Raw genomic sequence first — 25,938 nt, 5'->3', positions numbered from 1 at the left:
ATCTTCGGTTACTCGGGTGGCGGGGTGATCGGCCGATGATGTTCGGTCGCTGATTCCGGACAGACCGGAACGCGTACACAAACGGCCGTCACACAGCGTACCAGCCGGTCAAGACGTCATCGCACGGATGGAGTGGTAGACGTCGAACACCGCCAGGCACAGCGGGACGACCGTCAGTAGTACGAAGGACTCGGCGATCTCCAGGAAGCGGCCCCAGAAGGGTGTGACGCCCTTGCGCGGCACGATCAGTCCGATGGCGATGATCAGCGCGGCGATCCCGGCGATGGCGGCGGTCAGCCAGACCGTACGGATGTCGAGGCCGGTGCCGTCACCGCGCAGGGCCTCGCGGATCAGCCCCTCCGGGGGGTTGAGGCAGAGTCCGAGCCCCAGCAGGACAAGGGCGCCGAGACCGGCGGCGAGGGCGCAGCCGACCTGCGACGTGTAACTGAAGAGGTGCGCGCGCATCAGCATGGCGACGCCGATGGCGAGGGCGAGCAGCTGGCCCCACACCCCGTTGGAGAATCCGAGTACGCCGGCGGCGCCGAGGGCCACCAGTGCGCAGCCGCCGACCAGGCCGACCAGCAGTTCGTGGCCGCGCCGGGCCTGGGCGGCGAGGCGCTCGGGGTCGATGGGGGCGGGCGGCGCGGGGTCGCTTCCGTAGTCGCCGGCGGCGGCACGGGGCGGCTCGAAGCCGATGGGGAGACGGGCGAAGCGGGTGGAGAGGCCGGGCAGGAAGGCCAGTGCTCCTACGGAGAGCGCGGCGCACACGGCGGCGGTCTCGGCGGGCGCCATGTCGGTCGTGATGGCGATGAACGTCACCAGGAGGCCGACGGTGGAGGCGAAGACGAACGCGACGAAGGGGCCGTCTCCGCCCGGGGCGACGATCACGAGGATCACCGAGGCGACCAGGACGGCGGCGCAGGCGAGCAGGAACTGGAGCCTGCCGATGCCCTGTCCGTCCGCGAAGGGCAGCAGTCCGGACCCGGCGACGGCGGCGTTGGCCATCGAGCCGACGCCGAACGCGACGGACGAGCCGCGGTCGTCGTACACGCGGGCCCGTACGCCCGCGAGGGCGAGCAGCATGACGGCGGTGACGCCGGCCAGGATGCCCGGCAGGCCGTGTGCGTCGTGCCGGGGATCGGCGTTCCACAGGACGAAGGCGAGCAGCACCAGCAGGACCGAGCCGCCGAGGAGCCCGGCGCCGCGCATGGCGCTGTCGGTCCACAGGGTGCGGTCGCGGGCGACCGCGGACGCGACGGCGTCGGAGACGTCGTCGAAGACCGCGGGGGGCAGGGATTCGGCGAAGGGCCGCAGGGACAGCAGTTCGCCGTCCAGGATGCGCTGGGAGGCCAGGGAGCGGGCACTGTCGAGGACGGTGCCGTCGCGGCGTACCAGGTGATAGCCGACCGGGGCGCCGGCCGCGGGGCTCTGGCCGGACAGCCGCAGGATCTCCGGGTGGAGGTCGGCGACGGGGATGTCCTCGGGCAGTGCCACGTCGATCCGGCCGTCCGGGGCGACAACTGTGATCCGGCAGAAGCCGGTTCCACCGCTGGACGGGGCCGGTGCGCCGGGCTGGCCGCCGCCGGTGGCCGCCGTTTGGGCCGTCATACTCACTCGTTGCATCCCCTCGTGGTTCCCATGCGCCCGATGCCCGCGTTGCGCTCCGAATGCCCCCATTTTTGCGGAAGTTCACGCGTGCGCAAACGCGTGCGGTCACCCTACCGCCGGGCGGTGGGCCCCTACGCAAGTAGGATCCATGCCCGCGGATGGAGGCCCGTCGCCACGGGGGCGCCGGTGGGAACTCTTCCGTCCGGCTAGGGAATTGGTGAGCAGTGAGTCAGATCGTCGTCAAGCGCCCGCCGCGGGCCCTACCCGCCGAGGTACCCGGCGAGCAGGTGCAGGTACAACCGCCTCCCCCACTGCCCAGAGGGCAGCAGGAGGGTGCGCTCATGCAGCTGCTGCCGATGCTGGGCATGGGCGGTTCGGTCGTCTTCTTCTTCATGACGCCGAATCCGATCATGCGGATCATGGGCATGGTGATGATCGCCTCGACGATCGCCATGGCCATCGCGATGCTGGTGCGCCACCGGCGCGGGACTCAGGGCGAACTCGCCGACCTGCGGCGTGACTACCTCAAGTACCTGACGCAGACGCGGCGTACGGTGCTGCGCACTGCGCATCTGCAACGGGACGCGCAGTACTACCTGCACCCGTCGCCCGAGCAGCTGTGGGCGCTGGTCGCCGAGGGCAGCCGGGTGTGGGAGCGCCGGGTCGCCGACGAGGACTTCGGGCAGGTACGTATCGGCCTGGGCAGTCAGCAGCTCGCCACCGCGCTCATCGAGCCCGAGACCGCGCCGGTGGACGAGCTGGAGCCGCTCACGGCGGGGGCCATGCGGCAGTTCCTCAACGCGCACAGTGTGCTCGACGGTCTGCCGATGGCCGTCTCGCTGCGCGCCTTCTACCACCTGACGGTCACCGGCGAGGCGGAGTCGGTGCGCTCCACGGCGCGCGCGATGGTCGGTTCGCTCGCCTCGCTGCACTCCCCCGAGGATCTGGTCATCGCCGTCGTCGCGGGACGGGGCGCGGCGCCGGGGTGGGAGTGGGCGAAGTGGCTGCCGCACGTCCAGGCGCAGGGCCCCGGAGACGGGGCGGGCAGCCGTCGGCTGATCACCTCCGACGTGAGGGAGTTGGAGGAGATGCTGGCGGGGCGGCTGGAGGGCCGTCCGCGCTTCCAGCCCGGCGGGCATCCGCTGCTGGACCAGCCGCACATCGTGGTCGTCCTGGACGGTCTGTCGCTGCCCCCCGTGTCGGCGCTGGCGTCGGCGGAGGGGCTGCAGGGCGTGACGGTCATCGAGGTCGTACCGGGCGAGGTCACCGGCGCGCGGGGCGGCCTCTCCGTGGTGGTGCACCCCGACTCGCTGCGGCTGGAGTCGGGGCACGGCATGGTGTACGACGGGGAGCCCGACCGGCTGAGCCTGGAGGCCGCCGAGGCGCTGTCCCGGCAGCTCGCGCCGCTGCGGGCCGCGACGGGTGGTGACGACGACGACGAGCCGCTGCTCGCCAACCTCGACTTCACCGATCTGCTGAACCTCGGGGACGCGGCGTCCGTGGACGTCACGCGCACCTGGCGGCCCCGTTCGCAGGCGGAGCGGCTGCGTGTGCCCATCGGTGTCGGCGAGGACGGCGCACCCGTCATGCTGGACCTCAAGGAGGCGGCGCAGGAGGGCATGGGGCCGCACGGCCTGTGCGTCGGAGCCACCGGCTCCGGCAAGTCCGAACTGCTGCGCACGCTGGTGCTGGGCCTCGCTGTCACGCACTCCTCGGAGACGCTGAACTTCGTCCTCGCGGACTTCAAGGGCGGCGCCACGTTCGCGGGAATGTCGCAGATGCCGCACGTCGCGGCGGTGATCACCAACCTCGCGGACGACCTCACCCTGGTCGACCGCATGGGCGACTCGATCCGCGGCGAGCTCAACCGCCGGCAGGAGATGCTGCGCGACGCGGGCAACTACGCCAACATCCACGACTACGAGAAAGCGCGCGCGGCGGGCTCGCCGTTGCAGCCCATCCCGTCGCTGGTCCTGGTCATCGACGAGTTCAGTGAACTCCTGACAGCGATGCCGGACTTCATCGAGATGTTCGTCCAGATCGGGCGCATCGGGCGTTCGCTGGGCGTCCATCTCCTGCTGGCGTCGCAGCGGTTGGAGGAGGGCCGGCTGCGCGGGCTGGAGACGTACCTCTCGTACCGCGTGGGTCTGCGTACCTTCTCGGCCGCGGAGTCGCGTGCGGCGCTGGGTGTGCCGGACGCGTACCAGCTGCCGAACGTGCCCGGTTCCGGGTATCTGAAGTACGGCACCGACGAGATGGTGCGGTTCAAGGCCGCGTACGTCTCCGGGGTGTACCGGGCGAACGCGCAGGCGGTCGCGGGCACCGGGGGGCCACTGCCGGTCGACCGGCGGCCCGTGCCGTTCACCGCGGCACCCGTGCCGGTGCACTACGTGCAGCCGGCCGCCCGGCCCGCCGTGCCGGACGCGCGCACCACGCCCGAGGACGACGCGCTGGCCGACACGGTGCTCGACGTGATCGTGCGCCGGCTCGAAGGGCGCGGCGCCGAGGCGCACCGGGTGTGGCTGCCTCCGCTGGACAACCCGCCGTCACTGGACGAGCTGCTGCCGGGGCTGTCGAACGTGGAGGGGCGCGGGCTGACCCAGCCCGGCTTCGAGGGCGCCGGGCGCCTCGTCGTACCGCTGGGCGTGGTCGACAAGCCGTACGAGCAGCGACGCGACACCCTGTACCGGGACTTCTCCGGTGCGGCGGGGCACATGCAGATCGTGGGCGGCCCGCAGTCCGGGAAGTCGACGCTGCTGCGCACGCTCATCGCGGGGTTCGCGCTGACGCACACGCCGCAGGAAGTGCAGTTCTACGGGCTGGACTTCGGCGGCGGCGGCATGTCGTCGATCGCCGGGCTGCCGCACGTCGGCGGCGTGGCGTCACGGCTCGACCCCGAGAAGGTGCGACGGACGACGGCCGAGGTGTACGGCATCCTGGCGCGCCGCGAGGAGTACTTCCGTACGGCGGGGATCGACTCCATCAACACCTTCCGCAGGATGCGGGAGCGGGGCGAGATCTCACCGGTGGACCAGCCGTGGGGCGACGTCTTCCTGGTCATCGACGGCTGGGGCAACTTCCGCAGCGACTATGAGGCGTTGGAGCCCGCCGTGCTGGACATCGCGGCGCGCGGCCTCGGTTACGGCATCCATGTGGTGCTGACGGCGTCGCGCTCGATGGAGGTGCGCGCCAACCTCAAGGACCACCTGATGAACCGGCTGGAGCTGCGCCTCGGCGACACGATGGACTCCGACCTGGACCGCAAGGCGGCGGTCAACGTCCCCACAGGGGTGCCCGGCCGGGGTCTGACGCCGGAGAAGCTGCACTTCATGGCGGCGGTGCCGCGGATCGACTCCATCAACTCCGACAGCGACCTGTCGGAGGCGACGGCCGCCATGACGCAGGAGGTCGGCCGCCACTGGACGGGGCCGGGCGCCCCGGCCGTACGGCTGCTGCCGCGCGAGCTGGAGGCGGCGACGCTGCCGACGGGCGGCGCGCAGCCGAACCGCGGCGTGGCCTTCGCGATCGACGAGAACCTGCTGGAGCCCGTCTTCGCCAACTTCGAACGCGACCCGTTCTTCCTGGTGTTCGGCGAGAGCGAGTCCGGCAAGTCGAACCTGCTGCGGCTGCTGATCAAGCAGTTGTCGGAGCGGTACGACGGGAATGCGGCCAAGTTCTTCGTCATCGACAACCGTCGCGCGCTGCTGGACGTGACGCCGCCCACGCACCTGGCGGAGTACGTGCCGATGTCCAACAACATGGACCACCACGTGGACGCGCTGTCGGACCTGATGAAGCGCCGTACGCCGGCGGCCGACGTCACGGCGCAGCAGTTGCGCGAGCGGAGCTGGTGGCGGGGGCCGACGGTGTTCGTGGTCGTCGACGACTACGACCTGGTGTCCACCTCCAGCGGCAACCCGCTCAACAAGCTGACGGAGCAGCTGCCGTTCGCGCGTGACGTGGGTGTCCGCTTCATCATCGCGCGGAGCGCGGCGGGCGCGAGCAGGGCCTCGTACGAGCCGTTCATGCAGCGGATGATGGAGCTGGGCGCGCAAGGTGTGCTGCTGTCGGGAGACCCGCAGGAGGGCGACATCCTCGGCGGCGTACGGGCGCGCCCGATGCCGGCGGGCCGGGGCATCTTCGTCTCCCGCCAGCGCGGCAACCCGCTGGTGCAGACGGGCCTCATGCCCTCGCTGGACGAGCGATGACGGGGGCGGGGGTCTTCGCGGCCTTCTTCGCGGTGCTGTTCCTGGGTCTGGCGTTCGTGGACCAGCGCAAGGCGTGGTGGCGCTTCCAGGCGCGACGCTTCGAAAACCCGGCGGCACACGAGCCGTCGGACGGGCTGATCCGGGGGCGGAAGTTCGCTCTGATCGGGCTGGCGCTGTTCCTGGGGTGGCAGGCGGTGGAGATGTTCCGGCTGGCGGGGATGGAGTGAGACGGGGGCCGGGGAGGCGTCCGTGGGCTGAACGCGGACGCGGCGTACGGCACTTGCGTGCGATCAGGGCGCCTCAATAGATTGATCTGGAATGCTGAAATCCATGAACGAGCACGGGGGAAGGAATCCCAGATGGCATGGGACGAATGGGACCAGCTGAAAGCATCGGCGGCGGATAACCAGCAGACGCAGATGCAGCTGAACAGGCTCCCGGACGAGGACCGGCCCAACGCGGGCAGTCCGACCGGTGATCTCTCGGTCGACCAGAAGGACTTGGCGGCGATCGGTGACGAGGCGTTCAAGCTGTTCAACCGGCTGTGGGAAGAAGCAAGGGTCGATACGACCTACACCGCCGGGACTGATCTCAACAGCCAGGGGTTTGCGCTCGGCGGCGCTCTGACCCATGTCTCGTTGCGCTGGGACCGGCAGCTTGGGTCGGTCATGGACGCCTGCGCACTCATCTCGAACCACATGGACTTCACAAAGAAAGCACATGAAGGCGACGAGATCTTCATCGAGCGTCACGTGAGCAGCATCTCCACCCTTGACGCCGGCTTCGACGAGTCGTGGGCCGAGCCGGGCAAGAAGAACCCCGTCTACGGCGAGGACAAGAAAGACACGAAGGACTAGAGGAACGTACTCATGGATTTCGAAGCCCTTCATTCCGCCAATTTTAAGACGCTCGATGACACCGTCGACGCCTGGACCAAAATGCTCGGCAAGCTCGCCGATTTGAAGAAGGATGCCAAGGACGGACTCCACGGCAAGGCGAGCAAGGCCAACTGGGCCGGCTACAACGCTACGGTGTCTCGTGAGTTCATCGGCAAGACGGCCGAGGAGTTCAACGACGCGTACACCCAGGCCGAGTCCATCCGCAACATCATCCGCGACACGCAGGGCGAGTTGAAGACCCAGCAGCGACTGCTCAAGGAAGCCATCGAGCGCGGGCGGGGCAATCACATGTCGGTCAAGTCGGCGGGCGCCGGCTTCACCGTCACTCCGGGGATCGACCCGAAGCCCGCGAACGGGCAGAACGATGTCGACGGTCTACAGAGGGAGCTTCAGGGCATTCTCAACACGGCGACGGAGATAGACAGTACAGCGTCCACGTCGCTCAAGGCTCTCGTCGATCTCACCGACTACGGCTTCTCCGGGCAGAAGTACGCCGACCGCGATTCGGCGGCCAACGCGATCAAGGAAGCCGAGAATCTGGCACGTATCGCGAAGAAGAACCCGGCAGACCTGACGGTCAAGGAGTTCGACGCGCTCAACGCGGGCCTGAAGAAGTACTCGGGCGACGAACTCTTCAGCGAGCGCTTCGCCGAGCAGTTGACTGCCAAGGGGACGTTGGAGTTCTGGACTGGCATCACAGATCCGCACAACAACAGCCGCTTGTACATGGAACGGCATGACCAACTGGGCGATCTGCAGAAGAACCTCAGTCTCACTCTCGCCACCGCCACTCAGGCGGACACACCTGAAATGAGTAGGTGGACGTCCGAGATGACAGATCTCGGCAGCCAGCCCGTAAACAAGAACGGCACCACCCAAGGCTTCCAGGTGATGAGCAACCTGATGCGTTGGGGCAACTTCGACGACGCGTTCCTGCGGAGTTACGGCTCCGAGCTGATGGAGACCGAGAAGGCAGCCACCAGCAACGGCCGCCACGGGGCGACGGTCTGGACGCACATGGGTATGGACCCGAATCTCAATCGCACCGGCGAGGACTCCGGTTCGGACCCCATGATCGGTTTTCTGAAGGCACTGTCGAACAGCCCCGACGCCGCGACAGATTTCTTCAACGACCCGTTCCTGTCGAAGGACGACGACCACGACTTCAAAGAAAAGAACGACGACGACAAGGAAGTCAAGGCGTCGCTCTCCAACTTCGACTATCTCTTCGAAGAGCGGGACTGGCCACAGGAGCGGGACAAGGACGGCGAGGACAGCGTCTCGGGTCGGAACAACCTGGCAGCCGCACTCGAAGCGGCCACGACGGGGCACCCGGCGGGCGAACTGCCGACTCTGGACACTCCGGCCCACAACGCTGGCCAGGCAGAGCTGGCAAAGAACCTCATGGTATCCATCTCGGAAAACCCAGAACGACTCACCAACCACAGCTATATGTCCGACAGTGTGGGTCAGATCGCCGCCGAGTACATGCCTGACATCAATCGGGGTATGTATGCCGGGAAAGAATCGGGGAACGATCTGTTTCCGGTGGTCGGTGAGGCAGCGAAGATCCCCGAGGTCGATATCACCCGGTTCCTCTACACGGTGGGACAGAACCCTGAGGGGTATGCGGCGGTCAACGCGGGACAGGCCGCCTATACAACGTCCCTGATGGAATATCACTTCACCAATCCAGGCGCTTTCGTTCAGGACGCCAACTTCAGCGACAACGACAACCTCAAGCAGGGCATCGAGGGTGTGGCGAAAGTGAGCGGCGAAGTCCAGGGAACGATCGGGGCGGGGCGTGCGTTCGCGAGCGAAGAGGATGCGGGCGTGAAGGATCAAGACTTCAATGACGCGATCCAGACCACCAGTACCTGGGTCGGCTCCGGGGTCGGCATCGGAGTCGGACTGGCGACGGCTCCGTTCATCGGCCCTGGCGGTATTGTTGCGGGTGGACTGGCTGGCACCGCGGTGGATGAGATTCTCGGCGGTCTCACAGAGGGCGCATTGAAGGACAGTTCCGGCGAAGTCATCTACCGTAACGGTCAGGAGATAGACGCGACGCGACAGTCGACTTACACCCTTGTCGAGACGGCTGCCGAAAAGGCGGGCGAAAGCGCGAAGAACCCGTCACCGGCCATTGTCGACGCTGCCGCGAACGCGGCGGAACAGGGCTTCAACAACGCCCGCACGAACCTCGCAGACTTTATCGACGGCGAAGGAACTCCCCGGCAACTCGAACCAAAAAAGTGAGCACATGATGTCCCTGTCGAAGAAGTCCCAGATCTCCCTCGTCGCATTGGCCGTGGTCGGCTTGGCGGCGGCCGCATTCTATGTGCTCGGCCTGCCCCCCTTCGAGAAACGCGGCAAAATAGAAGCGCGCATGGTCTGCGAGTCACTCGGCGACTCAACGAAAGCGGCGTCGACGCTCGAAACGGTACTGCCGAAGGAACCCAAATACTCCTTCAGAGGCAGAGTGACCGGCGAGCAGGTGACGCAGCAGAGCAACGCGTTCAGAAGCGATTGCGCGGTCTACGGTGAGGAGAAAACGCTTCTGAGTGTCGGAACACTGGTGATGGAGACGCAGTCCGCCGACAGTTGGGCGAAGTACTCGCTGGAAGACGGCGACGAGGCTCGTGAGAGCTTCGCAGCGGGGTCCGGAGGGTTCATCACGGCAGACAACACGGTCGCCATTCAGGTGCCTTGCGCCAAAGCCGGAACCTTGCCGGGCGGCGAATACAGCCTCAGAGTTGTCGTTGATCTGAGGTCGAGCGAGGCTTCGGACAAGGTGCGTCAAGGTCTGAAGGACCTAGCGGTCGAGGCGGCACGCTTCGCGCACAAGGAGACGGACTGCAACCTCCCCTCCAAGTTGCCTGAGTAGGCGGGCGATCCAGCTGCAGACCAGGCACGGTTCTCATACCTTGTCGGCCTGCGGCTGAGTGCTGCACGTGCGTAGGCACGGAGCGGTGCGTAGAGGCACGGCAAAGGGGGGCACCTCCCGCGCGTGCCCCCCCCTGTCGCCGCAACTGCCGGTTGCTTCTCAGGAGTTCTTGGAACCTTAGAAGTAGCCGGCGGACTTCTTGTCGCCCGCCTGGTAAGTCGGGCCCGCCTCGCGGACCTTGCGGGCGATGTCCTTGAGCGCGTTGTGGATCATGCGCGTCTCGTTGTCCCACTTCTTGTGGGCCGCGTCCGCCGCGGTCTTGGCCTCACCCTCGAAGGTCGCGGACACTCCGCGGATCTTCGTCTGAATGGCCTCAAGGCTCTCGTCGAGCCGGGCTGCCTGCTTCTCGATGACGCCGGCGGCCTGCTCCAGCGAGCCGTAGGTCACGACCATGGTGCCGTCGTTCTGCTGAGCCACGAGTCCTCCTGCTTCCTGTCAGTGTGGGTGGTGTGCTGTGCGGTGGTGCTGTGTCTGAGGTGTCTTGTGGTGCTGTCAGTAACCGTTGATGTTCGACGTCGCCTTCGCCGTCGCGGCGGCGTCACCGGAGAAGCCGGCGGTCACGTCGACACCGTTGAGGGCCGCGTAGACCTCGTCCTCGGTGTTGCCCGCGGTGGTACGGGTGACCTGGATCGCTTCCTGGAAGTTGAGCAGCATCTTCGCGATGCGGACCATGCCGGAGTTGATCTCGGCCTGCTTCACGTCGAAGGCGCTCGCGCCGATGCCCCTCCAGGCACCTTCCAGGCTGTCGATGACGCCCTGGAGGTTCCTCAACTGTCCCTTGACGTCCTCGAACTTGACCGTGATCTCGTCCTGGAAGTCCTTGAGACTCTGATCGCCGACCTTCTGGACTGCCATATGTCAGTCTCCTTTTCGTATGTGCTCGTTACTGCGTGGGTGCTTCGGTGAGTGGTCTGGCTGCGCGGTCACGCTGTGCGGCGCTTGCGGACGACGGCGAATGTGCCACCGGCGAGTACAGCGACGACCGCCGCTCCGCCGAGGATCAGCCCCAACTGGCTGTCGTCCCCGCTGTCTTCGGCGGCGTTGGCCGTATCAGTGTCTGTGTCCGTGTCTTTCGCGCCGTCCGCGCCGGGCTTGGGCGGGGAGGATGCCGAGTCGTCCGACGAGTCCTTGGAGGGGGCGTCGGCGTCCGACGAATCTTCGGCCGTCGTCCGCTCGTTGGTCAGAGGGCTGACGTCCGGGTCGCCGGGCTTACCGATGCCGCGGTTGATGGCGGCGTTGGGGCGGACGAGCCCGTGGCCGAGGTAGTTGCTGACGGTGCCTGGCTTCCAGTCGTCACCACGCCCCGCGGACTCGAACATGACGCGGAGGACCTGGTTCGCGGTCCAGTCGGGGTTGGCGGACCAGATGAGGGCGGCGGAGGCGGAGGCTAGGGCGGTGGCTGTACTGGTTCCGCCATCACCCACGCAGTACTTTGTGAACGTCTCATCGCACCAGAACGGCGTCTCACTACCGGGGGCCGCGATGTCGACGAAGTCGCCGTGCTGGGAGTAGTCGGCTACCTCCCCATCGGGGTCGGAAGCCGCGACGCCGACCACCTCGGGGTAGTTGGCCGGGTATTCGGGCTTGTTGCCCTTCTTGGCACTGTTGCCGACCGGGGCGAAAAACAGCTTCCCCTTCTTCTGCGCGTACTGGACCGCTTCCTTCTGCTTGGCGCTCAGAAATTGGTTACCGAGCGACATGCTGATGATCTGCGCGTCGCTGTCGGCGGCTGCTCTGATGGCATTCGTTTCGTCCCACTCGTTCACCCCGCTCCCCTGGAAATCCTCGGTCGCGACTCGCATGGGAATGATCTTGGCCCCGGGCGCCAACCCGCGCAGGCCTCCACCCTCTCCCGTTCCGGCGATCAACTCAGCCATGCTTGTTCCATGGCCGGTGTAATCGTCCGTCGCCTCGCCATCCGATTCTGTCGCGTCGACTCCCTTAAGGACCTGGCCCTTCAAAGAGGGCGTCGACGAGTTGACACCCGTGTCGATGACGGCAACCTTGATGCCCTCACCGGTAGTGGACTTCCAGATCTCCTCGGCACGCATGGCGTCCAGGTACCACTGGTTCGGTTGCCCCTCTGCGGCGACCGCAACCGGAGCGGCACCGACCGTACCGATGGCCAAGGCGCCCACCATGACCACCGCGCCTCCCAGACCGCGCCGCCAGGCGTACAGTCCGGAACGCTTCCGAACCTGGCTCATTCCTGCCGTCATCCCGACTTCCGAACCTTCCGCTGTGCCTAGTCGATGACTGGCGGTACGGCACTACGCCGCCGCCCCGCCTGTGTCTCTGCATCGTCCACCCGAGATTCCGGACCTGGCTGGCCGGGACGCTGCGGCTCTTCGTTGTGGACCTGTGGGACGTTCCGGTCACCGGACAGCCCCGAGCCGCCTGTCGTAAAACCATCGGCGCCTGATTTGGGGGGCGTACCATCGCTTCGCGGAATGCCCACGACGCCATTGTTGACGTTAGAAATGCTCAGCCCCTTGGGCCGCACTTCACCTTGCGCAGGCCCCGCCCCCACAACGCCGGACTGGCTGGGACGCACGGCCGACGACGGGCGGCCCGGTGTCGTGTTACCCGCACCACCGATGACATTCCCCCGGGGAATACGCGACCCGGAACCGCCCGTGCCACCACCGGAGGCGCGCTGTGGCGTGCCTCCTACGATGCCGTTGGAACGGCCCGTGCGGGACCCGGAGGACGAGCCCGAACCGGAACGCCCGCCCATGGACTGCCCCCCAGTACTCGGCCGACCGACCATGGGGTTCCGGGTGGCGCCCGCGCCACCACTGCGTCCCATGCCGGGCCCCATCTGGGTCGGCCTGCCGACCGGACCCCTGCCCGACTGCGAAGTTGAGTTGGTGCTGCCACTCATCGGGGTCGGGCGCCCTACGGGACCCTGACGCCCGCCGCCTCCAGTACTTGTTTTCGCGTTGGAGACCGGTCCAGGGCCTCCTCCCCTCGGCGCGAGCGGAGGGCCGGAACGTGGACCGCCGCGTACAGGAGGACCGAGATTGGGTCCCAGGGGCGGGACATGGCCGTTTCCCGAACTTGGGACGGTTGGCGCCGTGGGAGGCTGCACGGGACCAGGATCCGTCGTGGTGGGCGGCAGCGTCTTGACGCTGTCGATCTCCATCGAGATGTTCGGCAGGGGCTTTTCCGTTACCAAGCCTTCTGTACCGGTACGGCGGACGCCGTCTGTGCCATCTGCGTCGGCGCGTACAGCACTCGGCCGCTGAGGTGCCCCGTCCGGAACTCCCGACTCCGTGGTCGCCGATCCCGACTCGACAGTTCGTTGCCTGTCTCTCGGCAGGGGCACGTCTGCCGCCAGCATCTTCGGCAGCACCGGCTCCTTCGCCTCCGCCAGCGACTGCTCCGACACCGCGTAGAACGACGCCAGGCGGTTCATCTGGTTGATGGCCTCCTGGCGGTTCTCCTCCGCCTGTACGGCCTGCTTGTACTCCGGGTTGTCCTCCCGCTGTTCCGAGACCGGGAAGTCCTTGGGACGCCTGAGGTCGGCCCGGTTGTCTCGGGGCGGTTTGGCGCTACGGACCGATGTCAGACCGGTCGCCGCGACAGTCAGCTGAGTGCCGACGATGTTCGCGAACGAGCCCAAGTCCCAGGCGTACCTGGCCAGTTCGCTGCCGTAGCTCTGGAAGTTGGTGGCTGCCTCACCGTGCCAGTCCGTGGCCTTGACGAAGTCGCTGAGGTCCTGCGCGGCTTCGTTCAGGCTCTTCTTGGCCCTTTCGAGGTTCTTGCCGGCGTTCTCCAGGTCCGAGGGGTTCGCGCCGTCCAGCAGGTCGAGCATGTCGTTGAGCCCGCGCTCTTCGAAGCTCGTCCTGCCGAAGAACCCTCCGGAGTTGCCGAAGAAGAGTCCGCCCATGGCCGTCGCCATGCGCTCTGTGACGTCGACCACGCCGAACTCTGTCCGGATCTGAGCGGCTTCTTCGTTCTGCTGCTGCTCCTGGGGGGAGAGCGGCGGTTTCTTTTCGTCAGTCATGTCTCATCACCCCAAGTCCTTCGTGCCGCCGGTGGCGTCCTGGCGCGGCGCCTCGGGTGCCTCGCCCCTGTCCTGCCTCTGCTGCTTCTCCTGGGCCTCGCGCTGCTCGTCCAGTCGCGTCTGAATCGTGTGGTATCGGTACCGCAGGTCTTCCTCGACGTTGTCGTAGCCGACGTCGGCGGCGTGAACTCCGATACTCAGCAGCTCTATCTGGTCCCCGAGGGACTTGGACAGTGAGATGAGCGCCGCATGTACCCGGTCGTACTGCATCGAGAAGCCCTCGGCCTCGTCGAACTTTCCGGGGCCGCTGAACGAGGCTCGTGGCACGCGCTGAGCCTCGATCTCGCCCTTGCCACCCGCGCCGCGCTCGAACTCCGAGAGCAAGGTGTTGATCTTGCTCTGGAAATCCTTCAGCGCCCCAACGCCGCGCTCAAGATCACTCGCCATCGGAGCCCCCGCTCACGCCGCACACCGACTCAGGCACGATGCCCGTTCCTCCCCGTTTGCTTCAGCCGTCCCGCCCCGCGATTACGGCGGACCTTTCTTTCTACGCCGCCCGGTGATCGCTCGCAACCACTCTAGCTACTCGGCCGTACAACCTCTAAGTGCGTTATCCATCACGTGACTTGACTGTGGCGACCACACCCTCAATCACCACCACTTTCACCGACTCTCCGCAACTCGCCGCGCCCGGCGACGTGAGTCGCGCAGAGCGACCGAACCACCCGTGATCGCCGCCACGAGGACGGCGCCCCCGACTACGACGTAGGTCGCGAGCCGGGAGTTGCGTTCCTCGGCGGATTCGCCGAGATGGACCTCGGCCGGGGTCGGCGCTTCCGCGCGGGTCACTCCTTCGTGTGCCACCGGCTTCTCGACGGGCTTGTCGTCCTCGGTCAGCGCGCGGACCGGGTCCACCACTCCCCAGCCGACGAGGCGGTCACGGCCGGGGATCGAGCGCTCGGCCGTCTGCTGGATTTGGGCGACGATCTGCTCCTGCGTCCAGTCGTCGTGCTTGCTCTTGATCAGGGCGGCGATTCCGGCGACGTACGGGGCGGAGAAGCTGGTGCCGTCGTCGGCGCAGTGGCCGCCTCCGGGCACGGTGGTGACCATGTCGACCCCCGGCGCCGCGATGCCCACGAAGTCGCCGGGCTGGGAGAACGGGGCCCGTTCGTTGTTGCGGTCGGACGCAGCCACGGCGAGTACGCCCTCGTACGAGGCGGGGTACGTCTTCTTGTCCTTGCCGTCCAGGCCGTCGTTGCCCGCCGAGGCGACGACCACGACGTCCGCCGCGAGGGCGGCGTCCACGGCCTGCTTCAACACCGGTGCCGGCTCTACGGCGTTCGCCGTGTCCTGGGAGATGTTGATGACGTCGGCCTTCTCCTGAACCGCGTGCTCGATGGCTTGGGCGAGCGTCTCGGCGGTGCCGTTGCCGTACGCGTCGTTCTGCTGGATCGGAATGATCGTGGCGTCGGGCGCGAGACCGACGAATCCGGTCCCCTCGCCGGAGCGGGCGGCGATGATGCCGGCGACCTTGGTGCCGTGGCCGACGACATCGGTGGTGCCGTTCGCCTTGCCGCGTTCGAGCTTGTTCCCGTTGTCGTCCTTGGCGTTCGCGGGAATCAGATTGCTGCCGCTGCCGACGTCCACCGCCTTGGCCAGTTGCGGGTTCTTGACGTCGACGCCGGTGTCGATGACGGCGACCCGCACGTTCTTGCCGGTCGACTGCTTCCACAGTTCGTCCATCAGTACGCGCTGCAAGGACCACGGCCGGCCCGCGTACTTCTCCGCGGGGAAGTCGCACTGCCCCGTGTCCGCGGTCGCGGTCGGCGCCGACAGAGTCACGAGCGAGAGCGCGGTGGCGACCAAGGCTGTCGCCGAAGCGGCCAACTTGCGGTACGTGGATGAGGAGTTGGGCGTGCGCGTACCCGCGCGATCACGGGTGTGAGTGTGGACGTACGTCATGGCTGCCCCGCCCCTCACGAACCCTGCGGCTGACCCGCGGCGCTGGTCGACAGTCTCGGCCCCGTCGGCAGGAACGAGGACCAGGCCGCGGGCACCGGAGCCGCGTCCACGTTCTGGTAACCGAGCCTGTTCTGTGCCTTCTGCACCTCGGCCTGGCTGTTCTGCTTGTCCTTCTCCGAGCCGGATTCGCCGATCCCCGAGTCGTCGCCCGCGTTGTCGCCGTTGGACTGCATCGCGTACCGCAGGCCGGTGTCCGTGACGAGGAAGAGGAAGCCGGACTTGGTCGTGCCACCCGTGAACTGACGGAAGAGCTGGCCCGATCCGGGGGTGACGTACGCGCTCGTCGCCCCGGTCGCCAGCGTCGCCGGGAAGCCGGTGCCGGCCCAGGTGGTGAGCGTGGTGTCGCCGCTGTCCGGGTCCACCTCGCGCAGCACGTTGCACACGGTGTTACGGCTTCCCTCCCCCGTGCTCGCGGAGTTGACGGCGTCGGGGCTGCTCTCCGGCCAGTCCTTGTCCTGCCCGAACGGGGCGCCGGGCCGGAAGGTGGCGGCACTGACCGACTTGGCCTCACCGTTCTGGCCGACCGTGACCAGGTCAGGGCTGTCCAGCAGCAGCTTCGCGGTGAAGTCGGAGATGGGGGCGACTCGCCCCTCCAGGACGATGTAGTACTGGTCCTTCGTGCCGTCCGTCGCGGTGAGGATGGTGCCGATCTTGTCGAGCTCGGGGGCGAGGTCGCCGCCGACCCCCGCGTCAGCGGCGGGCGTTTCGTCGATTTCGGGGAAGCTGACGGGGTCGCCCTCGTGCAGCGTGTCCAGCCAAGCGGCGGAGACGCGCTGAGGCTCGCGGTCGTTGCCGACGAGCAGTTGCAGCAACACGTCATCGTCCGCGTCGACGGCGTACGCCTTGCCCGCCCGGTCCACGATGTAGCGGGTCTCGTCGGGCCCCTCCACGTACATCAGCTCGCCGCCGGTCAGCTGGTTCGCGCCGTCGGTCTTCTTCGCCTCACGCTCCGCGAAGACGAACGCCGCCTTCTCGATGGCCCGCCCGCCCTCTCCGGGGCGCTCGCAGACCGCCCAGCGTTTGGCGGCGCCGGCCTCCTTGGCGTCGGGCAGCCGGTCGGGGGCGTACGGAATACCGAGAGTGGCGCCGTGCGGGATCTTGCCGCTGTCCAGCACGGACTCGTCGACGTTGATGACCTTGCCCTTGTCCGGGTTCAGGAGGAGCTTGGCCGAGGACATGTTCAGGACCGGATGAAGCTGGATCTTGCCGGGCTTCCCGGTCTTCAACACCACATAACGGGTGGTGGACTTGCTGGCGATGATGACGTTCTCGCCAGGTGTGTCCCACTCCTTGGGCGCCACCGGCTTGAACATGCCCCAGGCGCCGAAGATCGCGAGAATGACCACGGCGACGATCATGCTGGGGAGCACCCCACGAATCGGGCGGGGCGCACCCTCCTCGGAGCCGGTCGAGTTCGGCCGTACGAACTGCGCGATCAGCCTTCGCTTCGCGAAGGTGTAGGCGTTGAGTTCGTCCCGTCGTGATGCCATCTGTCCGCTGTCCCTCTCCCCCACTACGCGGCCGGCTATCCCCTCCTTACGGAGGGGGCTGCCGTCGTTCCGGCCCCCTACTATGCATGCTGGAGATCACGCCTCACTGCTCAGGTAGGGTGATCGCCCGGTCAACCGCCCACGGGGAAATGGCCATTACGGACAGAGGGGGCAACGCGGGGATGGGTACGGCGACGCGCGCACGCGATGGGCGGACTTCCGGACAGGCCCCCGGCCCTTCCCGATCTTCCCGGCGGCAACGCCGCAATGCCCCCGGCACCGGCCCCGTGCCCCCTTCGACCTCGACAGCGTCACGTGTCCCGGCGACGACCACCCTGCGGGCGCTCTCCCGCACCAGCCACGTAGGACCCTTCCAGCTACGGCAGTTGGTGCTCGTCGAGCTGGCGCTCGCGCTCGCCGCCGTCGGTGTCGTGGTCGGCGGACTGTGGCTGGTCCCGACGGTCACCGTCGCCTCCGTGCTGGTCGTCTTCGCCGTCCTGCGTCGCCGCGGCCACGCCGTCCAGGACTGGCTCGCGAGCGTTCTCACCCTCCGTGCGCGCGAGCGGGCCGCCGGCCCCGCCCCGGCGGACACCGATCCGTCGCTGGCCCCGGTCGCGGAGAGCGTCCCGGCTCTGCGCCCGTACACGTACGTCGACCGGGACCGGCGCACGGTGGGGATGCTGGGCGACGGTGGCTTCCTCACCGCGGTCGTACGGGTCGAGGCAAGCGGTTCCGCGCTGCGCCCCGCCTTCGGCGCGCGGGCGCTGCCTCTCTCGCTCCTGGGCGGCGCCCTGGAGGTCGACGACATCCGACTGGAATCGGTCCAGTTGGTCCAGCAGGTGCGTTCGGCGCCCGCGCCGCATCTTCCTCCGCAGTCGGTGGCCCGGCTCTCGTACATCCCTCTTCAGGAGAAGACCGGCGCCCCGGCGCTGCGGCTGACGTGGGTGGCGGTGAAGCTCGATCCCCAGCTGTGCCGCGAGGCGGTGGACGCGCGCGGGGGCGGCGTCGAGGGGGCCCAGCGTTGCCTCGTACGCGTGGCGGACCACGTGGCGAGCCGGATCACCGGGGCGGGGTTCCGGGCCGTCGTGCTGGACCAGGAGGAGTTGAACTCCACCATCGCGACATCGGCCTGTGCCAGCCCCGCGCAGGCCGCCCTCGCGGGCCGCCCCGACGCCGCCCCGACGCGGCGTACGGCCGAGACGCCGCGCGTCTGGCGGTGCGACGACAGGTGGCACACGACGTACGCGGTGGGCCGCTGGCCCGAGTTGGGGCGCGGGGCCGCCCCGCTGCCCAAAGTGGTGTCGCTGCTGACCGCCACCCCGGCGTATGCGACGACCTTCAGCCTCACCCTGCGCCGCGGCGCCCACCAGGGAGCCATGACGGTGAACGGCCATGTACGGATCACCGGCGGCAGCGACACCGAACTGGTCGGCGTGCGGCGGCTGTTGGAGCAGGCCGCGCGGTCGGCCAAGGTGGGACTCGTACGCCTCGACCGTGAACAGCTGCCCGGGGCCCTGGCCACTCTTCCTTTGGGAGGCGCCCGATGAGCGGGCTGCGTACGCTGCTCGGCCCGCGGCACGCGGGTCACACCATGCCCGCCGACGAACTCGGTGCGCTCTCGCTGCCGGTCGGGGACGACGGTGTGGTGATCGGTGACGACGCGGAGGGGCACCCCCAGATGGTGGGGTTCCACCGCTCCGCGCCGTACGACGTCCTGCTGATCGGCGGCCTGTGGACGGCGCAGGTGATCGCGCTGCGCGCGGCCGGCACCGGGGCGCGTGTGGTGGTCGAGACGGGGCGCGCCCAGGCGTGGACGCTGCTGGCGCAGGCCGCCGGCGCGGGACTGGAGTGCATCACCCTGCACGACGTGGGGCGGGTGCCGCCGCAGGGAGCGACGGTGGGCAGCCCCGTGGTGGTCGTTCGGGACGCCGGCATGCGACCGCCCCGTGGCCGGGTGGTGTCGGCGCCGTGGCAGTCGGTGATGACGTTGCTGCCGTATCTGAGCCCCGTGGCGCCCCGGTTGATGCGGAACTCGACGCTGGTGGGCATTCAGCGGGTGTCCCCGCGCGAGGCCGAGCAGATCGGCCGGATTCTGGGGCTGTCGGCCGCGGAGAGTGAAGCGCTGCCGACGCTGGCTGACGGCGTCACCCTGTGGTGTGCCGGGCGTGAGCGTCACTGGGTGATGACCAGCCCCACGGATGCCGAGTCGGGACTGCTGGGCACGGCTCGCAGGATGGACTGAACCGCCCCTTACGGGGCGGGGCTCCCCGGCAGGAGTGACGGGTGGGGAATCGCCGTACCGGACGCGCCGGGCGGATCTAGGATCCGTGGGAGTGCGCGTCGGTGGGGTGTTGGCTCCGCCCGCGCGTGGTGATCGTTCAACTCAGCCGTTGTGGAAGGGAAGGTCTGACCGATGGGGACCGCACAGGAGAAGGACGAGCTGTACGCCCTCGACATCTCGGATGTCGAGTGGCTCAGCGCCCCGGGCACGAGCGAGGACGAGGAGCGGGTCGAGATCGCCCATCTGCCCGGCGGAGCGGTGGCGATGCGGTCGTCCGTGGATCCCGACACGGTGCTGCGGTACACAGAGGCGGAGTGGCGGGCGTTCGTACTGGGCGCGCGCGACGGGGAGTTCGACATCCGCTAGGCCGCTGCGGCGAAGGCCTACGCCACCTCTGTAGGAGGAGGCCCGTCGGAAACGACAGAAGCGACAGAAGCCGCAGACTCTTTCCGGTCCGGGCGCTCCGGTACACAACCGCCAGGGCCGGACCTCTTTCGGACGCCGATACCGGATTGTTGGGTCGTGCCCGGGGGTGGGGCGAACGGGCGGGCATTCATGCCCTGTTGTCGCGATTCATCCCACACTCTTCCTGACCGTCTGCCGTACCCGAATCACCCGGCGGCAACAGGTGGCGTACGGGGCGGCGGTTGACGGGCGGACGGGCCTGCCGGAGTGGCCTTGTGGACGATTAGGGTGGGTCAGGGCGCACAAGAACCCGCAGGCATGTCGGGAGCGTCCCAAAGGGGTAGAGCCGGGCTGATCGAGTCACAGCGGTCGCCCCCACCCAACACGGCACAAGGGTGCTCGACCACACCAGGAGGCAAAGTGAACGGCGATCGGGACGAGATCCGTGGAGACTGGAACACTCCCGGTGATGATCAGTCCGACGCGGAGCCCGCCGAGCTGACGGGTGAGTTCACCATCGACTACACCCCGCCGGCCTGGTACACGCAGAACGCCTCCGGGGACACGTCGGGCGACGGTGCGGGGCAGCGGAGCTCCACCCCTCCGCCGCCGCCTCCGAACGGGGCTCCGGTGGCCGTGCCGGGGCTGCCCGCGGGGAGTGGGTACGAGCCGAACTGGCCGCACCAGCAGCCTCCGCCGCCGATTCCCGCACAGAGCGCGCCCCTGTCCCCGTCCATCGATCCGGTGGTGCCCTCCACGCCCCCCGTCGCGCCTCCTGTGGCGCCCGAGCCGCCCATGACACCCTCCCCCGCCGCCGCTGCCTCTCCGGCCGGCGACGCCGCCGCGTCGGAGCCGTTCGCGCAGCCGTTCGGGGCCGGTGATCTGGAGAGCGGGGCGACCATGCGCTTCTCTCCCGCCGCGCTGAAGCGCGAGATGGCGGAGATCGACGCCGCCAAGCAGGCGGCGAAAGCTGATGACGACGACTCCGGTGCCGACGGGGCCGCTCACGGGGATGCCGATGCCGTGCGCGCCGGAGCCACGGCGGACGACGAGCGGGGTGGGGCGGGTGCCGACCCTGATCTCAGCCTTGGCCAAGACCTCGGACTCGATCTCGGTGATGACGACAACCGTGACAGGGACGGCCGGGATCGAGAGGACGAGGCCGACGAGGGCGACGGGGGTGCGGCCCGAGGCAGCGACGACGGTGCGGACGAGGACACCGGCGGGGGCTATCCGACCGCCTCTGGCGGGTCGGACGTCGACGTGCCCCTGGGAAGCCCGGTCCCGTCGACCGACTCCGACGCCGACTCCGGCTCCGGCTCCGGCTCCGACGCCGCGGACGAGGCCGCCGGCTCCGGCGTCACCGCCGTAGGCGGCACGGACTTCACGGACATCTCGAACGATGTCCAGGGCCGGCCGGGCGAGCCGAGCAACGCGGTCGACGAACCGGCCGACTCCGTTCCCGCGGACGAGCCCTCCGACGTCCCTCCCCGGCTGGACACTCCGGCGGCCCCGCCCGCGCCGGCGCCGCCGTGGTCTCCGTCGCCCGCCGCTCCGGACTCCGGACTGCCGCCGCTGCCGCCCGCCTTCCAGCCGGCCGCCCCGGCGCCCGCGCCGCAGTGGCCCACGGACCGCGCCTCGACGCCCCCGTCGCCGTCGGTGTCACAGGCCCAGCCGCAGTCGCAGCCGCCCGTGATCTCGCCCTCGCACTCCCACGCGCCCGCGCATCAGCCCCAGTTGCCTCCGGCGACTCCGGCCGCGACGGCACAGCAGAGTGGCTACGGATTCCCACAGCCGGGACAGCAGGGTCAGCCGGGCGGCCCCGCGCCTGTCAACGCCGGTCCCAACGCCCCGTACGGGCAGAGCGGTTACGGTTTCCCGCAGCCCGGCCAGCCAAGCCTGCCCGGTCAGCAGGGGCAGCCTGGGCACCAAGGCCCGCAGCAGGGTTACGGGTTCCCCCAGCCCGGACAGCCGGGGCAGTCCGCCCAGCCCGCCCCGTACGCGCCGCCGGGACAGCAGCAGCCGCAGCCGCACGCTCCCCAGACGCCGCCCGCGCAGGCGCCGCAGCAACAGTCGCCGAACCTCCCGGCACCGGCATCACCCGCGCCCACGCCCACGCCCAATCTGCCGGCCCAGCAGCAACAGCCGTACCAGCAGCACCCGCAGGGAGCCGCACCCGGCGGCGTACCCGGTGCCGCGCCGGGGTCCACACCGGAGTCCGCGCCCGGCGCGCCTCCCATGGACCCGCGGTCCGCCGGAGGCTGGCCGACGGCGATGGCGCACGACCAGCGCGAGCGTTCGGTGCCGGGCGCGCCGCTCGGCTACACCGCAGCCGTCGAGTTGTCCTCCGACCGCCTCCTGCGCAACAACAAGCCGAAGGCCAAGAGCAGCCGCACCCCCTCCGGTGCCTCCCGCTTCAAGATCGGGGCGAAGAAGGAGGAGGCGGAGCGGCAGCGCAAGCTCGAACTGATCCGTACGCCGGTGCTCTCCTGCTACCGCATCGCGGTCATCAGCCTCAAGGGCGGCGTCGGCAAGACGACCACCACCACCGCCCTGGGCTCCACGCTGGCCACGGAGCGGCAGGACAAGATCCTGGCGATCGACGCCAACCCCGACGCCGGTACGCTCGGCCGCCGCGTCCGCCGCGAGACCGGGGCGACCATCCGGGATCTGGTGCAGGCGATCCCGTACCTCAACTCGTACATGGACATCCGCCGGTTCACCTCGCAGGCACCGTCCGGGCTGGAGATCATCGCCAACGACGTCGATCCGGCGGTCTCCACGACGTTCAACGACGAGGACTACCGGCGGGCGATCGAGGTCCTCGGCAAGCAGTACCCGATCATCCTGACCGACTCGGGCACCGGCCTCCTCTACAGCGCGATGCGTGGAGTGCTGGACCTGGCCGACCAGTTGATCATCATCTCGACCCCGTCGGTCGACGGGGCGAGCAGTGCGTCGACGACGCTGGACTGGCTGTCGGCGCACGGGTACGCGGACCTGGTGCAGCGTTCCATCACCGTCATCTCCGGTGTGCGTGAGACCGGAAAGATGATCAAGGTGGACGACATCGTGCAGCACTTCCAGACGCGCTGCCGCGGCGTCGTCGTCGTGCCCTTCGACGAACACCTGTCGGCGGGCGCCGAGGTCGACCTCGACATGATGCGGCCGAAGACCCGTGAGGCGTACTTCAACCTGTCCGCGCTGATCGCCGAGGACTTCGCACGCGCCCAGCACCAGCAGGGGCTGTGGACGGCGGACGGCAACCCGCCGCCGCACCTCGCGCCGCCGATGCCGGGGCACCAGGGCCAGCAGCAGGGGCAACCGCAGGGACAGCAGCCGTACGGGCAGCCCGGCCAGCAGGCGCCGGGGCAACCGCCGTACGGGCAGCCGCAGATGCCGGGACAGTACGGGCACGGCCAGCCTCCCGGACAGGCGCCGGGTGGAGTGCCGGGCCAACCGGGGGCTCCGGGCCAGCAGCCCCCCGGCCCCGGCGGCCAGCAGTACTACCCGCAGCAGCCCTATCCGCAGCAGCAGGGCTGGCAGCAGTCGTTGCCCTCCCAGGCGCAGTCGGGCCGGCACCCCGGCGCTCAGCCGCTTCCCCAGCAACAGCCGCCCCAGTCGCCCCAGCCTTCGCAGCCCGGCCAACCGGGCCAGCCAGGGCAGCCCGGCCAGCCGGAGTTGCAGGGTCCGGTTCCACCCGCCGGCTGGCCGCAACAGGAGCCTCCGCAGGCTCCGTCAGCGCCTCAGCAGTAAGGCGACAGAGGTCGATACCAATGAGGGTCCGCACCATCGTCACCGTGCGGACCCTCATCGCATTCCCGCAGCCCACACGGGGTTTCGACGCCCGTTGACGCGGCCCGACCAGCGCTGATAAACCTTCGCTTCACCAGTCGGTGAGCTGGCGTCAACCCAGCTGCCACCGCCAGACGACGCGAGCAACCGATTCACGCCGCCGCTCCGAGCCACCGCTTGGACCAGCTGCGGACCCGACCATCCGCCCTCCTCCACCCCGCTTCTCTCTTCTCCCCGCGTTGCCTGGCTGCCTGTTGCTCTCTGTTTCGCCGTCTTCTCAGTTCTCAGGCTCTGTATCTGCTTTTCTGTTTCTCTGTTTTTCCGTGCGAGTGATGACGCGAGGTCACGACCCATGGTCACAAGGATTCCACCGCGTACGACGCGGCAGCCCACCCGGCAACGCTTCCGATTCCGTCTCTTCCTGGCCTCCGGCGCCGCTGCCAGTGCGATGGTGGCCGGTTCCGTGATCCCGCTGAGTCCGCTGCTGCCCACGGCGCCACAGGCCCAGGCGGCACCGAAGGCGGCGCCGAACGCCGCCCCGGCGGCGGCCGACGGCAAGAAGGTCCTCACGGTCGCCGTCGACCAGAGCATCGACTCGCTGAGCCCGTTCCTGGCGCAGACCCTCGTCGCCACCAGCGTCCACCGGCTGACGTACGAGTACCTGACCAACTACGACCCCAAGGACGCCAGCACCGTCCCGGCCTTCGCCACCAAGTGGGCCTCATCGGCGGACAAGTTGACGTGGACCTTCACCATCCGCGGCGACTCCAAATGGTCCGACGGCAGGCAGGCGACCGCCGAGGACGCGGCCTGGACCTTCAACAAGATGATGACGGACCCGAACGCGGCCACGGCGAACGGCAGCTTCACGTCGAACTTCAAGAAGGTCACCGCCCCCGACCCCACGAAGCTCGTCATCGAGCTCAAGAAGCCACAGGCGACGATGACGGCGCTCGACGTGCCGATCGTGCCCAAGCACATATGGGAGAAGGTCGACGACTTCTCCAAGTTCAACAACGACAAGACGTTCCCGATCGTGGGCAACGGCCCCTACGTCATTGAGGACTTCAAGGTCGACCAGTACATCCGGCTGAAGCCCAACAAGGACTTCTGGCGCGGCGCCCCGAAGTTCGACGAGCTGGTCTTCAGGTACTACAAGGACAAGGACGCCGCGGTCGCCGCCCTCCAGAAGGGCGAGGTCTCGTTCGTCTCCGGCCTGACGCCGGCTCAGGCCGCAGCGCTGAGCAGCGCCGACAACATCAAGGTCAACGACGCCCCCGGACGCCGCTTCTTCGCGCTCGCCACCAACCCGGGCGCGAAGGCGAAGGACGGCAAGGCCTTCGGCAACGGCCACAAGGCGCTGCTCGACCCGGACGTCCGCAAGGCGCTGTTCCACGCCGTCGACCGCAAGACGATCGTCGACAAGGTCTTCCAGGGCCACGCGGTGGAGGGGCAGGGCTACATCCCGCCGCGCTTCGAGTCGTACTTCTGGCAGCCCTCGGGCGCCCAGACGATCGACTACGACCCGGCGAAGGCCGCGACGCTCCTCGACGAGGCGGGCTACAAGAAGAACAGCAGCGGTAAGCGCGTCGGCAAGGACGGCAAGCCGCTCGACTTCCGTATCCTCTGCCACGCCACCGACCCGAACGACAAGGCCGTCGGCAAGTACCTCCAGGAGTGGTGGGGCGACCTCGGCATCGGCCTCAAGGTCGAGTGCCTGGACAGCGTGTCCGACCCGTGGCTCGCCGGCAACTACGACCTCGCCTTCGACGGCTGGTCGGTCAACCCGGACCCGGACTTCGTCCTGTCGATCCACACCTGCGCCGCCCTCCCCGCCACGGCCGACGGCACCGGCGCGACGGACAACTTCATCTGCGACAAGAAGTACGACGACCTGTACGCCAAGCAGGCGGTCGAGTACGACACCGCCAAGCGCACCGACCTCGTCAAGCAGATCCAGTCGCGGCTGTACGACACCGGATACATGAACGTCATGGCCTACCCGAACGCCGTCGAGGCGTACCGCACGGACCAGATCAAGTCCATCACCACCATGCCCGAGGCCGCGGGCAACATCTGGGGCCAGGACGGTTACTGGAGCTGGTGGTCCGCCGTACCGGCCGACGCGACCGGCGAGGAGAGCTCGGAAAGCGGCTCCTCGACCGGCACGATGATCGGGATCGGCGCGGCCGTGGTGGTCGTGGCGGCACTCGGGCTGTTCTTCATGATGCGGCGCCGCTCCACCGCCGAGGACCGTGAGTAGGGCTGTGGGTACGA

Annotated in this window: 18 protein-coding genes; 10 read left to right on the top strand and 8 right to left on the bottom strand. The window is 68.5% G+C overall.

The genetic code is table 11. From position 1 onward, the window contains the following. Positions 1-108 precede the first annotated feature (108 nt). Complete coding sequence (gene eccD / locus ACIBLA_RS34310) at positions 109-1,608, bottom strand: type VII secretion integral membrane protein EccD (protein ID WP_363245388.1); 1,500 nt, start codon at positions 1,606-1,608, stop codon at positions 109-111. Positions 1,609-1,832: 224 nt separating this feature from the next. Here eccD and eccCa point away from each other — a divergent pair, with 224 nt between their 5' ends. The 5 genes from eccCa (at position 1,833) to ACIBLA_RS34285 (ending at position 9,599) form a co-directional block, all read left to right on the top strand. After that, positions 1,833-5,816 carry a type VII secretion protein EccCa gene (gene eccCa, locus ACIBLA_RS34305; RefSeq protein WP_363245389.1) on the top strand — a complete coding sequence of 1,328 codons (3,984 nt, stop codon included), beginning with the start codon at positions 1,833-1,835 and terminating at the stop codon, positions 5,814-5,816. Next, positions 5,813-6,043 carry a hypothetical protein gene (locus ACIBLA_RS34300; RefSeq protein ID WP_363245390.1) on the top strand — a complete coding sequence of 77 codons (231 nt, stop codon included), beginning with the start codon at positions 5,813-5,815 and terminating at the stop codon, positions 6,041-6,043. The genes eccCa and ACIBLA_RS34300 overlap by 4 nt, the downstream gene beginning before the upstream one ends. Before the next feature lie 132 nt (positions 6,044-6,175). Further along, positions 6,176-6,673: a hypothetical protein gene (locus ACIBLA_RS34295; RefSeq protein WP_399200868.1), complete on the top strand. Its 498-nt coding sequence runs from the start codon at positions 6,176-6,178 to the stop codon at positions 6,671-6,673. Between the two features lie 12 nt (positions 6,674-6,685). After that, positions 6,686-8,971, top strand: coding sequence for a hypothetical protein (locus ACIBLA_RS34290; protein ID WP_399200867.1), 2,286 nt, complete (start codon positions 6,686-6,688; stop codon positions 8,969-8,971). Positions 8,972-8,975: 4 nt separating this feature from the next. Continuing rightward, positions 8,976-9,599, top strand: a complete 624-nt coding sequence (locus ACIBLA_RS34285) for a hypothetical protein (RefSeq protein ID WP_399200866.1) — start codon at positions 8,976-8,978, stop codon at positions 9,597-9,599. Between the two features lie 177 nt (positions 9,600-9,776). Here the strand turns inward: ACIBLA_RS34285 and ACIBLA_RS34280 are convergent, their stop codons facing one another. The 7 genes from ACIBLA_RS34280 to eccB form a co-directional block, all read right to left on the bottom strand. Continuing rightward, positions 9,777-10,076 (bottom strand): WXG100 family type VII secretion target, encoded by a 300-nt coding sequence (locus ACIBLA_RS34280; RefSeq protein ID WP_381793613.1) that lies wholly within the window; start codon positions 10,074-10,076, stop codon positions 9,777-9,779. A 75-nt stretch (positions 10,077-10,151) separates the two neighbouring features. Continuing rightward, on the bottom strand, positions 10,152-10,514 hold the full coding sequence (locus tag ACIBLA_RS34275) for a WXG100 family type VII secretion target (RefSeq protein ID WP_363245400.1): 363 nt from the start codon (positions 10,512-10,514) through the stop codon (positions 10,152-10,154). A gap of 68 nt (positions 10,515-10,582) precedes the next feature. Beyond that, positions 10,583-11,878, bottom strand: a complete 1,296-nt coding sequence (locus ACIBLA_RS34270; protein ID WP_399200865.1) for a S8 family serine peptidase — start codon at positions 11,876-11,878, stop codon at positions 10,583-10,585. 26 nt (positions 11,879-11,904) lie between these two features. Further along, positions 11,905-13,668, bottom strand: coding sequence for a WXG100 family type VII secretion target (locus tag ACIBLA_RS34265; RefSeq protein WP_399200864.1), 1,764 nt, complete (start codon positions 13,666-13,668; stop codon positions 11,905-11,907). A 6-nt stretch (positions 13,669-13,674) separates the two neighbouring features. Then, entirely contained in the window at positions 13,675-14,115 is a 441-nt protein-coding gene (locus ACIBLA_RS34260; protein WP_363245403.1) for a hypothetical protein, read from the bottom strand. A gap of 216 nt (positions 14,116-14,331) precedes the next feature. After that, complete coding sequence (gene mycP / locus ACIBLA_RS34255; protein ID WP_363245404.1) at positions 14,332-15,630, bottom strand: type VII secretion-associated serine protease mycosin; 1,299 nt, start codon at positions 15,628-15,630, stop codon at positions 14,332-14,334. A 14-nt stretch (positions 15,631-15,644) separates the two neighbouring features. Continuing rightward, positions 15,645-17,180 carry a type VII secretion protein EccB gene (gene eccB / locus ACIBLA_RS34250; RefSeq protein ID WP_399200863.1) on the bottom strand — a complete coding sequence of 512 codons (1,536 nt, stop codon included), beginning with the start codon at positions 17,178-17,180 and terminating at the stop codon, positions 15,645-15,647. A 182-nt stretch (positions 17,181-17,362) separates the two neighbouring features. Here eccB and eccE point away from each other — a divergent pair, with 182 nt between their 5' ends. The 5 genes from eccE to ACIBLA_RS34225 all read left to right on the top strand — a co-directional run bounded on the left by eccE (position 17,363) and on the right by ACIBLA_RS34225 (position 25,924). Continuing rightward, a complete protein-coding gene (gene eccE, locus ACIBLA_RS34245) occupies positions 17,363-18,727 on the top strand; it encodes a type VII secretion protein EccE (RefSeq protein ID WP_399200862.1) in 1,365 nt (454 codons plus the stop codon). Then, the gene (locus ACIBLA_RS34240) at positions 18,724-19,422 is read left to right on the top strand and encodes a hypothetical protein (RefSeq protein WP_363245407.1); all 699 of its coding nucleotides are present in this window, start codon (positions 18,724-18,726) and stop codon (positions 19,420-19,422) included. Before eccE ends, ACIBLA_RS34240 begins: the two co-directional genes overlap by 4 nt. A gap of 171 nt (positions 19,423-19,593) precedes the next feature. Next, positions 19,594-19,827 carry a DUF397 domain-containing protein gene (locus tag ACIBLA_RS34235; protein WP_023538288.1) on the top strand — a complete coding sequence of 78 codons (234 nt, stop codon included), beginning with the start codon at positions 19,594-19,596 and terminating at the stop codon, positions 19,825-19,827. A gap of 459 nt (positions 19,828-20,286) precedes the next feature. After that, the gene (locus ACIBLA_RS34230) at positions 20,287-23,622 is read left to right on the top strand and encodes an SCO5717 family growth-regulating ATPase (protein WP_399200861.1); all 3,336 of its coding nucleotides are present in this window, start codon (positions 20,287-20,289) and stop codon (positions 23,620-23,622) included. A gap of 391 nt (positions 23,623-24,013) precedes the next feature. Next, positions 24,014-25,924 (top strand): ABC transporter substrate-binding protein, encoded by a 1,911-nt coding sequence (locus ACIBLA_RS34225; protein WP_399200860.1) that lies wholly within the window; start codon positions 24,014-24,016, stop codon positions 25,922-25,924. Positions 25,925-25,938 lie beyond the last annotated feature (14 nt).

This window comes from Streptomyces sp. NPDC050433 (genome assembly GCF_044458565.1).
Taxonomy (GTDB): domain Bacteria; phylum Actinomycetota; class Actinomycetes; order Streptomycetales; family Streptomycetaceae; genus Streptomyces.
This window is presented reverse-complemented; position numbering and strand designations above follow the sequence as displayed.

Coding starts and splice junctions, on each gene's coding strand:
- eccD (WP_363245388.1), bottom strand. CDS start 1,608: ATGACGGCCCAAACGGCGGCCACCGGCGGCGGCCAGCCCGGCGCACCG.
- ACIBLA_RS34300 (WP_363245390.1), top strand. CDS start 5,813: ATGACGGGGGCGGGGGTCTTCGCGGCCTTCTTCGCGGTGCTGTTCCTG.
- ACIBLA_RS34295 (WP_399200868.1), top strand. CDS start 6,176: ATGGCATGGGACGAATGGGACCAGCTGAAAGCATCGGCGGCGGATAAC.
- ACIBLA_RS34290 (WP_399200867.1), top strand. CDS start 6,686: ATGGATTTCGAAGCCCTTCATTCCGCCAATTTTAAGACGCTCGATGAC.
- ACIBLA_RS34285 (WP_399200866.1), top strand. CDS start 8,976: ATGATGTCCCTGTCGAAGAAGTCCCAGATCTCCCTCGTCGCATTGGCC.
- ACIBLA_RS34275 (WP_363245400.1), bottom strand. CDS start 10,514: ATGGCAGTCCAGAAGGTCGGCGATCAGAGTCTCAAGGACTTCCAGGAC.
- ACIBLA_RS34270 (WP_399200865.1), bottom strand. CDS start 11,878: ATGACGGCAGGAATGAGCCAGGTTCGGAAGCGTTCCGGACTGTACGCC.
- ACIBLA_RS34265 (WP_399200864.1), bottom strand. CDS start 13,668: ATGACTGACGAAAAGAAACCGCCGCTCTCCCCCCAGGAGCAGCAGCAG.
- ACIBLA_RS34260 (WP_363245403.1), bottom strand. CDS start 14,115: ATGGCGAGTGATCTTGAGCGCGGCGTTGGGGCGCTGAAGGATTTCCAG.
- mycP (WP_363245404.1), bottom strand. CDS start 15,630: ATGACGTACGTCCACACTCACACCCGTGATCGCGCGGGTACGCGCACG.
- eccB (WP_399200863.1), bottom strand. CDS start 17,180: ATGGCATCACGACGGGACGAACTCAACGCCTACACCTTCGCGAAGCGA.
- eccE (WP_399200862.1), top strand. CDS start 17,363: ATGGGTACGGCGACGCGCGCACGCGATGGGCGGACTTCCGGACAGGCC.
- ACIBLA_RS34240 (WP_363245407.1), top strand. CDS start 18,724: ATGAGCGGGCTGCGTACGCTGCTCGGCCCGCGGCACGCGGGTCACACC.
- ACIBLA_RS34235 (WP_023538288.1), top strand. CDS start 19,594: ATGGGGACCGCACAGGAGAAGGACGAGCTGTACGCCCTCGACATCTCG.
- ACIBLA_RS34225 (WP_399200860.1), top strand. CDS start 24,014: ATGGTCACAAGGATTCCACCGCGTACGACGCGGCAGCCCACCCGGCAA.